14 protein-coding genes and 1 pseudogene are annotated in these 12135 nt (G+C 72.4%); 9 read left to right on the forward strand and 6 right to left on the reverse strand.

All coding sequences use genetic code 11. The annotated features are described in order from the left end of the window. The first annotated feature begins 233 nt into the window (after nt 1–233). From mgrA to GQF42_RS05270, 5 genes are all read left to right on the forward strand, one after another. Nucleotides 234–1277: an L-glyceraldehyde 3-phosphate reductase gene (mgrA, locus tag GQF42_RS05250; protein WP_158918096.1), complete on the forward strand. Its 1044-nt coding sequence runs from the start codon at nt 234–236 to the stop codon at nt 1275–1277. 169 nt (nt 1278–1446) lie between these two features. After that, nucleotides 1447–1629, forward strand: coding sequence for a hypothetical protein (locus tag GQF42_RS05255; protein ID WP_158918098.1), 183 nt, complete (start codon nt 1447–1449; stop codon nt 1627–1629). A 116-nt stretch (nt 1630–1745) separates the two neighbouring features. Next, nucleotides 1746–2231, forward strand: a complete 486-nt coding sequence (locus GQF42_RS05260; RefSeq protein WP_158918100.1) for a cation:proton antiporter regulatory subunit — start codon at nt 1746–1748, stop codon at nt 2229–2231. Nucleotides 2232–2235: 4 nt separating this feature from the next. Beyond that, on the forward strand, nt 2236–3486 hold the full coding sequence (locus tag GQF42_RS05265) for a cation:proton antiporter (protein WP_233273248.1): 1251 nt from the start codon (nt 2236–2238) through the stop codon (nt 3484–3486). 45 nt (nt 3487–3531) lie between these two features. Then, on the forward strand, nt 3532–4155 hold the full coding sequence (locus tag GQF42_RS05270) for a DedA family protein (protein ID WP_158918102.1): 624 nt from the start codon (nt 3532–3534) through the stop codon (nt 4153–4155). A gap of 18 nt (nt 4156–4173) precedes the next feature. Here the strand turns inward: GQF42_RS05270 and GQF42_RS05275 are convergent, their stop codons facing one another. The 4 genes from GQF42_RS05275 to GQF42_RS44790 all read right to left on the reverse strand — a co-directional run bounded on the left by GQF42_RS05275 (nt 4174) and on the right by GQF42_RS44790 (nt 8112). Then, nucleotides 4174–4731 (reverse strand): cysteine hydrolase family protein, encoded by a 558-nt coding sequence (locus GQF42_RS05275; protein WP_158918104.1) that lies wholly within the window; start codon nt 4729–4731, stop codon nt 4174–4176. Beyond that, nucleotides 4731–6386, reverse strand: coding sequence for an MFS transporter (locus GQF42_RS05280; RefSeq protein WP_233273748.1), 1656 nt, complete (start codon nt 6384–6386; stop codon nt 4731–4733). Before GQF42_RS05280 ends, GQF42_RS05275 begins: the two co-directional genes overlap by 1 nt. 149 nt (nt 6387–6535) lie before the next feature. Then, on the reverse strand, nt 6536–6958 hold the full coding sequence (locus GQF42_RS05285; protein WP_158918106.1) for a MarR family winged helix-turn-helix transcriptional regulator: 423 nt from the start codon (nt 6956–6958) through the stop codon (nt 6536–6538). A gap of 401 nt (nt 6959–7359) precedes the next feature. Beyond that, a complete protein-coding gene (locus tag GQF42_RS44790) occupies nt 7360–8112 on the reverse strand; it encodes an MFS transporter (RefSeq protein ID WP_199272576.1) in 753 nt (250 codons plus the stop codon). Here GQF42_RS44790 and GQF42_RS05295 point away from each other — a divergent pair. Next, nucleotides 8008–8469, forward strand: a pseudogene (locus GQF42_RS05295) (DUF6596 domain-containing protein); the annotation flags it as partial. The gene GQF42_RS44790 and the pseudogene GQF42_RS05295 sit on opposite strands and share 105 nt — an antisense overlap. 76 nt (nt 8470–8545) lie before the next feature. Here the strand turns inward: GQF42_RS05295 and GQF42_RS05300 are convergent. After that, nucleotides 8546–9541: an MASE1 domain-containing protein gene (locus GQF42_RS05300; protein ID WP_158929795.1), complete on the reverse strand. Its 996-nt coding sequence runs from the start codon at nt 9539–9541 to the stop codon at nt 8546–8548. A gap of 199 nt (nt 9542–9740) precedes the next feature. After that, nucleotides 9741–10571: a PP2C family protein-serine/threonine phosphatase gene (locus tag GQF42_RS05305; protein WP_158918110.1), complete on the reverse strand. Its 831-nt coding sequence runs from the start codon at nt 10569–10571 to the stop codon at nt 9741–9743. 264 nt (nt 10572–10835) lie between these two features. Between GQF42_RS05305 and GQF42_RS05310 the strand changes: the two genes are divergently transcribed. From GQF42_RS05310 to GQF42_RS05320, 3 genes are all read left to right on the forward strand, one after another. Next, nucleotides 10836–11150 carry a hypothetical protein gene (locus tag GQF42_RS05310; protein ID WP_233273250.1) on the forward strand — a complete coding sequence of 105 codons (315 nt, stop codon included), beginning with the start codon at nt 10836–10838 and terminating at the stop codon, nt 11148–11150. 427 nt (nt 11151–11577) lie between these two features. After that, the gene (locus GQF42_RS05315; RefSeq protein WP_158918112.1) at nt 11578–11856 is read left to right on the forward strand and encodes a hypothetical protein; all 279 of its coding nucleotides are present in this window, start codon (nt 11578–11580) and stop codon (nt 11854–11856) included. Next, complete coding sequence (locus tag GQF42_RS05320; RefSeq protein ID WP_158918114.1) at nt 11844–12092, forward strand: hypothetical protein; 249 nt, start codon at nt 11844–11846, stop codon at nt 12090–12092. Before GQF42_RS05315 ends, GQF42_RS05320 begins: the two co-directional genes overlap by 13 nt. Nucleotides 12093–12135: the final 43 nt, after the last annotated feature.

A 12135-nucleotide genomic window follows, 5' to 3' on the forward strand; every position in this document is an offset into this window, starting at 1 on the left:
ACTGGTAGGAAAGTTTCCTATCAAAGGAGAGGTGTACCGGTAACCCGCCTCGCTCCAAATTCGTAGGATCGAACAACCGCGGTGGACCCGTTCCCCTCACCCGATTCAGAAACGGAACCGCTCAATCCCATCCGGTACGGCGGTTGGACTTGGGCGGCGCGCCGACGCAGGGTGGACAAGCCCTTCCTCACACGGAGGGACAACCCCCTACGGCACCACCCGGAGAAGACCCGATGACCCACGTCGCGGACCCCGCTCGCTACGACGGCACCATGCGCTACCGGCGCACCGGCCGCTCGGGACTGGACCTGCCCGTCCTGTCGCTCGGCTACTGGCACAACTTCGGAGACGACCGCCCGTTCGAGACCCAGCGCGAGATCGCCCTGCGCGCCTTCGACCTCGGGATCACCCACCACGACCTGGCCAACAACTACGGCCCGCCGTACGGCGCGGCGGAGTTGAACTTCGGCCGGCTGCTCCAGCGGGACCTCGCGCCGTACCGGGACGAGCTGGTCATCTCCACCAAGGCCGGCTGGGACATGTGGCCCGGCCCCTACGGGCAGGGCGGCGGCTCGCGCAAGTACGTACTGGCTTCACTGGACCAGTCGCTGCGCCGGATGGGCGTGGACTACGTGGACATCTTCTACTCCCACCGGCTGGACGCGAGCACGCCGCTGGAGGAGACGATGGGCGCGCTGGACACCGCCGTCCGCCAGGGCAAGGCCCTCTACGTCGGCATCTCCTCCTACGACGCCGAACGCACCCGGCAGGCGGCCGCGATCCTGCGCGAGCTGGGCACCCCGCTGCTGATCCACCAGCCGTCGTACAGCATGCTCAACCGCTGGATCGAGACCGACGGCCTGCTGGACGCGGCCGAGGAGGAGGGCTTCGGGGTCATCGGCTTCACGGCGCTCGCCCAGGGGATGCTGACGGGTCGTTACCTAGAGGGCGTGCCGCAGGACTCGCGCGCCGCGCAGGGCACGTCACTCGACGCCTCGTGGCTGACGGACGACATGCTGCACCGGCTGCGTTCCCTCAACGACATCGCCGCCCGGCGCGGGCAGACCCTCGCACAGCTGGCGCTGGCCTGGGCGCTGCGCGACGAGCGGGTGACCTCGCTCGTCATCGGAGCTTCGCGGACCGAGCAACTGGAGCAGAACGTCGCGGCGCTGCAGCGCCTCGACTTCAGCGCCGAGGAGCTGGCCGAGATCGACAAGTACGCGACCGACGGCGGCGTGGACCTGTGGCGGGAGGCCCGGCTGGGTCGGCTCGGGTGACCGAGCCAGGGGTGCATGGTGCCGGACGGACGGCAGGCTCTGCAATGTGACATGCGTCACTGACATGTGGCACAAGTCGGACATACTGGAATCACGGCTGACAGCGTTGTCAGCGCTCGCTACAGCGCCGTCTCGTTTCCACCGCGACTTCCGAGGAGCCGCACACCCCATGGCACACGGAGCCCAGCGCAGCCCCCTCCTGCCCCCCCGCCCCGATCTGGACCTCGCCCGCGAGTGCGAGGTGTGCCTGGGCTGGGGAACCGTCGTCACGCGCGACGGGGACCACGAGCTGTGCCACGCCTGCCAGCCTGCCTCCGGCGGCGACGAGAGCCTCGCCGTCACCGACCTGTAGGGCCTCCCCCAGGCCTCCCCCGCCCCGACCGGGCCCTTCCGGCGGCCGCGCGCCGCCGGGATAAGGTCTTGGCAATGGTTTCACCAAGAAACATTCAAACAGGGCAGGGGACGGCCATGGGCGCTGCACGCACGAGCAGTACTCCGTTGCCGGGCATCGGCGTCCGGTACGACCTGACGACCCGCGAGCAGCGCAGACTGTCGGTGGTGGCCCACCGGGACGGGTCGAGAACCCTGAGCGCCTACCGGGGCGACGATCCCGACGCCTGTGCCCTGTCGGTCCACCTCACCGGCCGGGAGGCCCAGGCGCTGGCCGGCACGCTCAAGCCGACCCCGCACAGCCCGAACCTGCTGTCCACCACGGAGCTGGGCCTGGTCGCCGAGCGGATCGAGCTGTCCGCGGTCTCGCACTGGAACGGGCGACTGCTCGGCGACACCCGGATGCGCACCGAGACCGGCGTGTCGATCGTGGCCGTCCTGCGCCGCGCCGAGGCCATCCCCTCCCCCGGCCCCGACTTCCGGCTGGCCGGCGGGGACACGCTGATCGTGATCGGCACCCGCGAGGGCGCCGACGCGGCGGCCGTGATACTCGGCCGGGAGTGATCGCATGCACTCCTCCGCGGTCTTCCTGATCGAGTTCGGCGCCATCATCCTCGGCCTGGGGCTGCTGGGCCGGCTCGCCGCGCGCCTGCGGTTCTCCCCCATCCCGCTGTATCTGCTGGCCGGGCTGGCCTTCGGCGAGGGCGGACTGCTCCCGCTCGGGGCCAGCGAGGAGTTCGTGGCGATCGGCGCCGAGATCGGCGTCGTCCTGCTGCTGCTCATGCTGGGCCTGGAGTACACGGCCAGCGATCTGGTGTCCAACCTCAGGACCCAGTACCCGGCCGGCCTGGTCGACATGGCCCTCAACGCCCTGCCCGGCGCCATCGCGGCCCTGCTGCTGGGCTGGGGCCCGATCGCCGCCGTCGTGCTGGCCGGCATCACATGGATCTCCTCCTCCGGGGTCATCGCCAAGGTGCTCGGCGATCTGGGCCGGATCGGCAACCGGGAGACACCCGTCATCCTCAGCATCCTGGTGCTGGAGGACCTGTCCATGGCGGTCTATCTGCCGGTCGTCACGGCGTTGCTGGCCGGCACCGGTTTCGCCGCCGGCAGCCTCACCCTTGCCGTCGCGCTCGGCGTGGCGGGCGTGGTCCTGCTGGTGGCGGTGCGATACGGCCGGCACATCTCCCGCTTCGTCTCCACCGACGACCCGGAGAAGCTGCTGCTGGTGGTGCTCGGCCTGACGCTGCTGGTGGCCGGGGTCGCACAGCAGCTCCAGGTCTCCGCCGCCGTCGGCGCCTTCCTCGTCGGCATCGCGCTGTCCGGCGAGGTGGCCGAGGGCGCGCACCACCTGCTCGCACCGCTGCGGGACCTGTTCGCGGCGGTGTTCTTCGTCTTCTTCGGTCTGCACACCGACCCGGCGAGCATCCCGCCGGTGCTGCTGCCCGCGCTCGCGCTGGCCGTCGTGACCGCCCTCACCAAGATCGCGACGGGGTACTGGGCGGCCCGGCGCGCGGGCGTCTCGGCCAAGGGCCGCTGGCGGGCCGGCGGGACCCTGGTCGCGCGCGGTGAGTTCTCCATCGTCATCGCAGGTCTCGCCGTGACCTCCGGGATCGACTCCGACCTCGGTCCGCTGGCCACCGCGTACGTACTGATCCTGGTCGTCCTGGGCCCGCTGACCGCCCGCTGCACCGAGCCGGTCGCCCGCAGGCTGGCCCGACGAGCGGGCGGACGGACGGCGCCGGCCGAGGGAGCGCGCTGCGACGTGGCCGGCGCCACCGCGGTCGCCCCCGACGAGGACACGGTGGCACGTTCCTGAGGGCCGCGGTCCGGGGGATGGGCGGCCGGGACGTACCGTGGACTCATGTCCGCCCCTCCGCTGCCGGGCCCGCTGGCTCATCTGGCGCCGCTGCTCGAACACTACGGCTACTGGGCGGTGGGGACGGTGGTCCTGGTGGAGGACTTCGGGGTGCCCGCGCCCGGCGAGACGATCCTGCTGGCGGCGGGGGTGTATGCGGGTGCGGGACGGCTGAACGTGGTGGGGGTGGCGGTCATCGCCTTCTTCGCGGCCATGGCCGGGGACAACATCGGCTATCTGATCGGCCGGGTCGGCGGGCGGGCGTTCGTGCACCGCTGGGGGAAGTACGTGTTCCTGACGCCGGAGCGGTTCGCGGCTGCCGAGGAGTTCTTCGCCCGGCACGGCGGCAAGATCGTGACCGTGGCCCGGTTCGTCGAGGGACTGCGCCAGGCCAACGGCATCATCGCCGGCACCTCGGGCATGCACTGGCGCCGCTTCCTCGCGTTCAACGCGCTCGGCGCGGCGCTGTGGGTGGGCCTGTGGACGACGCTGGCCTACCTGGCGGGCAGTCACATCATGGTCATCTACGACGAGGTCAACCGCTATCTGCTGTACGTCGTCATCGCCGCCGCCGTCCTCGTCGCGGCCCTGGTCGTACGGCACTTCGTGCGCAGGCGGCCGAGCGGCTGACCCCCTCCTGCCGGGCCGTCAGGCGTCCTGGTCGCTCTCCTGCCCGGCAGGGGTCTTCGTCCATTCCGCGACGGTCAGCACGTCCGCCTGGCGGGGGAAGACCTTCCCGGTGAGGACGCGGTGGACCGCCGGGTCCGCGTCGAGGCAGGCGTCGGCGAGCACGGTGAGGCGCAGGTCGAGATCGGCGGCCTGGCGCACGGTGGACAGGACGACTCCGCTGGTGGCGATGCCGGTGAGCACCAGATGCCCGATGCCGCCCGCCCCGAGGACGAGGTCGAGGTCGCTGCCCGCGAAGGCGCTCACCCGGCGCTTGGTGACGATCACGTCCTCGGGGCGCGGTGCGACCGCCGGGTGGATCTCGGCGCCGGGATCGCCCGCGGCGAACGCCCCGGTGCCGGCGATGGCGCTGAACGACTTGTTGCGCGGGCTGACTTCGGGATGCCCGGGCCGGAAACCGACCACCACGTAGATCACCGGCAGCCCGGCCGTGCGGGCGGCGCCGATGGCTTCACCCACCCGCACGAGGTAGTCGCCGCAGGTGTCGAAGCGGTCGGTGATGGAGCGCTGGACGTCCATCACGAGGAGCGCGCTGTGCGCGACGAGTCATGTCCTTTCGGGTGCCCGCCCTGCGGGGTGTCGTCGTCGGCGCGCTCGTGGCCGCCGCGCAGGGCGGAGGCCGTCGCGGAGACCAGGGCCATACCGGCCGCCACGCTGAAGACGATGCTCAGGCCGTGGTGGAAGGGGCCGGAGACCAGTTCGGGGAAGAAGGTGTGGCCGGTGAGCCTGGCGCGCTGGGCCGAGGTGAGCTGGTCCAGGGTGCCCCCGGAGCCGAGCAGGTGGCCGATCGGGTTGTTGCCGAGGAACGTGGCGAACAGGGTGCTGACCGGCGGCAGCGAGGCCACCTCGTGGGCGGTTCCGGCGGGCACGCCGTGGGCCTGGAGTCCGCCGGCGAGCGTCTTCGGCAGGCTGCCGGCGAGGCCCGACACCATCAGCGAGAAGAAGACACCGATGGACAAGGCTGTGCCCGAGTTCTGGAAGGTGGAGCGCATCCCGGAGGCCACACCCCGGTAGCGGGCGGGCACGCTGCCCATGATGGAGGAGGTGTTGGGCGAGGAGAACATGCCCTGCCCCAGGCCGTTGAGCAGCAGCAGCGCCGCGAAGACGCCGTAGTCGAAGTCCACCGGCAGGGCGAGCAGTCCGAGGAAGGACGCGGCGACGACGAGCAGTCCGGCGGTGGAGAAGACGCGGGCGCCGAACCGGTCGGACAGGTAGCCCGAGACGGGGCCGGCGACCAGGAAGCCCAGGGTGAGCGGCAGCATGAAGATGCCGGCCCACAGCGGGGTGTCCTCGAAGTCGTAGCCGTGCAGCGGCAGCCAGATGCCCTGGAGCCAGATGATGAGCATGAACTGCAGTCCGCCGCGAGCGATCGCGGTCAGCAGGGCGGCGAGGTTCCCGGCGGCGAAGGCCCGCACCTTGAACAGCGACAGCCGGAACATGGGCTCGGCGACCCGGGTCTCGACGACACAGAACACGAGCAGCAGGAACACACCGCCGATCAGGCCCGTGAGCACCCAGGGGTTGGTCCAGCCGGTGGGATGGCCGCCGTAGGGCTGGATGCCGTAGGTGATACCGGCGAGCAGGATGCCGGCGCCGGTGGCGAAGGTGACGTTGCCGAGCCAGTCGATTCGGCCGCGTGCGCCGGCCGCGGTCTCACGCAGGCTCAGGTACGACCAGACGGTGCCGGTGATGCTGACCGGGACGCTCACCCAGAACACCGCCCGCCAGTCGACCGCGGCCAGCAGTCCGCCCGCGAGCAGGCCGAGGAACTGCCCGGCGAGCGCGGTGATCTGGTTGATGCCGAGGGCCATGCCGCGCTGCCGGGCCGGGAAGGCGTCCGTGAGGATGGCGGCCGAGTTGGCGGTCAGCATGGATCCGCCGAAGGCCTGCACGATGCGCCACAGGATCAGCCACAGCGCGCCCGCGCCGGCCCGGAACGGGTCGAGGGACAGGGCGACGGAGGCGAACGCGAAGACCAGGAAGCCCAGGTTGTAGATCCGGACCCGGCCGAACATGTCCCCGAGCCTGCCGAGGACCACCACGAGCACGGCCGAGACCAGCAGGTAGCCGAGGATCATCCACAGCAGATAGCCGATGTTGCCGGCCGCGAGCGGGTCGAGGCCGATGCCGCGGAAGATCGCCGGCAGCGAGATGATCACGATGGAGGCGTCCATCGTGGCGATCAGTACCCCGAGCGTGGTGTTGGACAGGGCGACCCACTTGTAGCCCGGGCCCGGCGGTCTGTCCCGCAGACGGGCGGAGCGCGCGAGCAGTCGGCCGCGTATGCCGCCGCCGAGGCCGTCCGAGGTGGACCGAGCGCCGCTCACAGCCGTTCCGCCAATCGGTCGAGCAGGGGCAGGACGTCATGCAGGGCCTGCCTCTCCTGCGGGGTGAACTCGTCCAGGGCGTGCGCCAGCCGGCCCACGGACTCGGAGCGGCGCTGCTCCAGCACGGTCCGTCCCTCGCCGGTGAGGGAGACGATCGCCCGGCGCCCGTCCGCCGTGTCGGGGGCACGGCGCACCAGCCCGCGCTGTTCCAGTCCGGCGAGCGTGCTGGCCATCGCCTGCGGCCGGACCCGCTCCAGTTCGGCGAGCGAGCCGGGCGAGTCCGGACCGGTGCGGGCGAGCCGGGCCAGCACGGAGACCTCGGAGAGCGACACGTCCCCGACCGCGTGCGCCTGACGCAGTCGGCGGACTGTGCGACCCATGGTCAGCCGGAGTTCGGCGGCGAGTGCAACGGTGTCCATATGTACTAACGATAGATTTATCAGTCTGGGCTGTTCAACCAAGTGTAAGTAATCACCGGCCCGGAAGCCCTCGGAGCCCGGCCACGCCTGCTACGAGCGCTGCGAGCTGCTCGCCTCGTACTCGCGCAGCGCGGGGCCGGGGTGGGCCGGGTCGCCGGGCGCACGGCCAGGGCGAGGACGGCCAGACCGGTGAAGACGACGGCGGCCACGCCCCCGACGACGTGCAGAGCGGAGGTGTACGCCTCCCGCGCGTGGTGCAGCGGTTCCGTGCCCCGGCCGGCCGGAAGACGCCGGCTCGCGGCGACGGCGCCGGCCAGTGAGTCGGACGTGCCGTGCATCCGGTGGCGCTGGACCACCGCGGACAGCGCACCGAACAGCGCGAAGCCGAGCGAACCGCCCAGCTAGTTGCCGGTCTCCGACATCGAGGCCGCCGACCCGGCGCGCTGCGGCGGTACGGAGCCGACGACCAGCCCGGTGCCGAGCGCGAACAGCGGGCCGGTGCCCGGCGCCAGTACGGCGATCCCGGTCATCACCAGCGGCAGGCCGCTCGCCGTGCCCACGCCGACCAGCAGGAGGCTGCCCAGCGCCGACGCCGCCGGCCCGCCGGCGATCGCGCCCGTGTGCCGCATCCGCCGGGCCGGCACCGGCGCCGTCAGGGTGCCGACCACCACGCCCAGGCCCATCGGGGCGGACAGCACCGCCGACGCGAACGGCGAGTGGCCGAGCACGCTCTGCAGGTACTGGGTCACCAGCAGGCCGGTGCCGGCCATGGCGATGCCGGCGAGGACCAGCGCGACGAGGGCGGTCGCGAACGGGCGGTTGCGCAGCAGCCGCAGGTCCAACAACGGTGCGGTGAGCCGCAGTTGACGGCGTACGAACAGCAGGCCCGCGGCGGTGCCGACGACGAGGGCCGACGCGGGCCCGGCCGGAGCGCTCTCCACGGCCGGCTGTTTGACGCCGTAGATCAGCAGCAGGACGGCGACGAGCGACAGCGCCGCACTGGCCGGGTCCAGCCGCCCGGCCCGCTCGCCGCGGAACTCAGGGAGCAGGCGGCCGGGATCAGCCGGGCCAAGCAGCGCATCAGGGCCGCGGGCAGCGCGTTCGAGCTGCCGGAGGGCACGGAGCGCGAGGAACGGCTGCGGGTCGTCCTGCACGTGCTCTATCTGATCTTCAACGAGGGCTACACCGCCTCCTCGGGCAGCGCGTTGCTGCGCACCGACCTCGCGCACGAGGCGATTCGGCTGACCAGGACAGTGCATGCGCAGTTGCCGGAGGGCGACGAGGTGACCGGGCTGCTCGCGCTGATGCTCCTGACCCACGCCCGCCGGGAGGCACGGACGACGCCGGGCGGCGACCTGGTGCCGCTCGCCGAGCAGGACCGCAAGCGGTGGGACCGCGCGCTGATCGACGAGGGACTGGCGCTGACCAGGGCGGCACTGGCGGGCCCGGCACTGGGGCCGTACCAGCTGCAGGCCGCCATCGCCGCCACGCACGCCGCCGCGATCGGCGCGCCCCTGAGGCGGGCCGAGGCCCGGCGGGCGGGCTCGGATGCCGCACCCGGGATGCCCGGGACGCCATGCGCCGGCGCTACGGTCCGTCGTCAGGCTTGTCGGGGGCCCTTTTCGAGCGAGTCGGCGGGGCCTCGCCGGCGGTGAGGTGCTCCAGGACCTCGACGAGTTCCTGGCAGGCCTTCTCCACCGAGCTGCGGGTGTTGTGCTGCTCGATGATCACGGCGGACAGCAGCAGCGCGGTCAGCGCCATCGACCCGTTGAACGCCTGGAGCTTGGCCATGACCTCGACCCGGCTCAGTCCGGCGAACGCGCCGACGGCGTCCGTCGCGGCGACCGTGGCCAGCACGGAGGACAGCAGCGCGCACAGCACGCTGCCCACGAGCTGGAAGCGCAGGGCGGACCAGATCAGGAGCGGGTAGACGAGGTAGAGCAGGCTGAGCGAGCTGTAGACGGCCACCGGCACCAGGCAGCAGGCGACGACGGTCAGCGCGGCTGCCTCCTTCCAGCGGGCCAGGGGCGGCGGCCAGCGGGCGCCGTACAGCAACAGCAGCAACGGGGTGACGATCAGGACGCCCATCGCGTCGCCCACCCACCAGGCCAGCCAGACCGGCGGGAAGCTCTGCGCGGCCAGCCTGTCCGTGACGACGAGAAGTCCGACACCCACGGTCGAGCTGATCAGCATCGCGCCGAACGCGCCCAGGAACACCAGGGCGAGGCCGTCGCGCAACCGGCTGAGGTCGGTGCGGAAGTGGGCACGGCGCAGCAGGAGCGCCGCACACACCGGCGCGCCGGTCTGGCCGGCGAGGGTGCCGAGCACGTCGAGGCGGGGGGCGGCGACGGACATGACGACGAAGAAGGCGCCGATCGTGATGCCGGGCCAGCAGCGCATCCCGAGGATCAGCAGGGCGGCGACGGCGACGCCGCTGGCGGGATAGACGGGGGTGACGACAGCGCCCTCGACGACCAGCTCACGGATGAGTCCGAGCCGCCCGGCGCCGAAGTAGCAGGCCGCGACGGTCAGCACCTGGACGGCGTAGCCGCCCGGTCGGCGCAGCTCCTCGATACGCACCACAGCAGCCATCTCACACCTCCACCCCCGGCTCTGCGAGGCGAAGGCGGACGCCGTCCGGCCCTCTGGCCTAACGCCGCGAAAGGCCCGTCGAGACCAGCGGCGGAACGAACACAGCCGAAGGACGCAGCCTGTCCAGGCCGGCGACAGGACACTCACGGCCACAAGGCGCCGCCCGCCCAGACCGCCGACGACACCGCTCTCAAAGCCGAGGGCGTGGCCCTTCCAGGCCGACGACGAGGACCGCCGCATCGTCCTCGTGGCCGACGCTCTCGGCACCCTTGATCACGGCCGCGGCCAGCGCGCGGGCCTCCAGGCTCGCGACCGCGGCGATGCCGGCGAGGCGCACCACCTGGTCGAGGCCGACCTCGATGGGAAGCGAGGGGCCCTCGACCACGCCGTCGGTGAGCAGGACGAACACGCCGCCCGTGGTCAGCCGGTGCCGGGTCACCGGGTACGCCATACCGGTCTCGATACCGAGCGGCGGCCCGCCCTCGTCGACGGAGACGCCGGACTTGCCGTCCGCCGTCGCCCAGACGAAGGGGATGTGGCCCGCCCGCGCGCTCTCCAGCACCCCGGTGGTCAGGTCGAGGCGCATGAACGTGCAGGTGGCGAAGAGGTCGCTGCCCAGGGAGAGCAGCAGGTCGTTGGTGCGGCCGAGGAGTTCGCCCGGGTCGCTGGTGACGGAGGCGAGGGCGCGCAGGCCGGCCCGAACCTGGCCCATGAACGCGGCAGCCTCGATGTTGTGTCCCTGGACGTCCCCGATGGCCAGCCCGATCCGGCCGTCGGACAGGGCGAAGGCGTCATACCAGTCGCCGCCCACGTTGAGCCCGAGGTTGGCCGGGGTGTAGCGCACGGCCAGGTGCAGCCCGGGCGCGGTGGGCAGGTCCCGGGGCAGCATGCCGCGCTGCAGGGCGATGGCCAGCTCGACCTGGCTGCGTTGCAGCTCCGCGCGCTCGCGTGCCTGGGCGGTGAGCGAGCCGAGCCGGGCCAGCAACTCGTCGCCTTCGTCCGTGGAGTGCTTGCGGGACATCGATCACTTCCGGGAGGGCGGTGGCCTCCGCAGGCCATCCGCCTGAATTTTCAGCAAACGCCTAGATTTTACCGATATCTCATGATCGTGCTCCCGGACGAGGCCTCGGTGCGAGGTCAACACCGGGGTCCGTTCCCCTCCCCCGGACGGTGTACGTCCCCGTGTCGGGGCCCTGGCCGCGCCGTACCGGAGTGGGAGATTACGGCTGCGGCTCCGGGCCGCTCCTTCTCACACCCTCTTTTCACCCCACGGAAGGTTCTCACCATGCGCCTGTGCCGTCCGCTCGTCGCCGTTCTCGGCGGACTCGCCCTCGCTCTGTCCACCACCGGCGCCGCGCTCGCCGCGGACAGTACGTTCATCTGGGTCGGCCCCCAGGGCAAGGCGTACGCCCTCGACAACCCGCCGCAGCACAGGTGCCTGGACATGGCGCAGGAGGCGCGTGGCGCCCGCAACGCCACGAAGAAGGATCTGATCGTCTACACGCAGAAGAGGTGCAAGGGGTCGGCAACCCGCGTGGTCCCCGGTCATGCGGCGCCCAGCGCCACGCGGTTCGCCAGCGTCATGTTCGACCCGCGCTGAGCGGCGCCCACGCCGAACACGGGTGGCATGCTCGCGCACCCCGGCGTCAGCGTGCCACCCATCTCCAGTCCCGAGGCATCCGGGCACCGGCCACCGGCCGCAATCACCTGTCGTGTCCGACCGCACTCACCGGTCGTGACCGTCACGGGTCCGCGTTCTCGCCACCCGTCCACGACACGGTGAGTGGAGTCCTGAGCGCTCACCTGCGATCTCGGCGTCCTGCCGGTCACCCCGGATGCTCGCGGCCCTGGCCGATGCCGTTCCTGGCCCGCCGGGCCGACCGCGGCGACCGGGATGGCCGCGCCCCGCGCCAAGGACTGGGCCGTCTCCGTCCTGCTCGGCGGCACCACGCTCGCCTGCGCGGCGGACGGGCCCGCCGGCGCGGCCCTGGGCCAACTGCTGGGCCGGCGCTCGGCGTTCCGGGCCCGTGGCCCTGCTCTCCGCGCCGGCGCCGGCCGCGGTCGTCCGTCGGTGCCGGCCCGGCCCGGCCGAGCCGCACTCCTTCGGCACCGGTGCACGCACGGAGCTGCGGGCGGTGGGCCGGCCCGGGCCGCTGGTCGCCCTCGGCCTGGCCGCACTCGTCAACGGCACCGCCTTCTGCACCTTCACCCATCCCGCGCCGCCGGCCGCCGGCGTGACCGGGCTCGGTGCCGGATGGGTGCCGGGCCTGTCGGCGCTGTTCGGGGCGGGCTCGTGCGCCGGGTGACGTGGGCGGGCCGGCCGGCGGACCGGTGGCCCCCGCCGGAACTGCGGACGGGCAGGGCCGCGCTGCTCGTCGGCCGGGCACTGCCCACCCCGCCCCCCGGGTGCACGGCGGCGACCGCGCTGCTCGCGACGGTCCTGGGGCTGCCGGCGTTCGGCGCCGGTCCTTCGACGCTGATCACCCGGGTGATGTACGCGGCGATGGGCGCCCCCTGCCTCGGCAGCGCGTGCGCGACATAGGCGCTGAACGCCGGCGGGCTGGGCCACCGCTCACCGGTGTGGA

Source organism: Streptomyces broussonetiae, from assembly GCF_009796285.1.
In the GTDB taxonomy this organism is placed as follows: domain Bacteria; phylum Actinomycetota; class Actinomycetes; order Streptomycetales; family Streptomycetaceae; genus Streptomyces; species Streptomyces broussonetiae.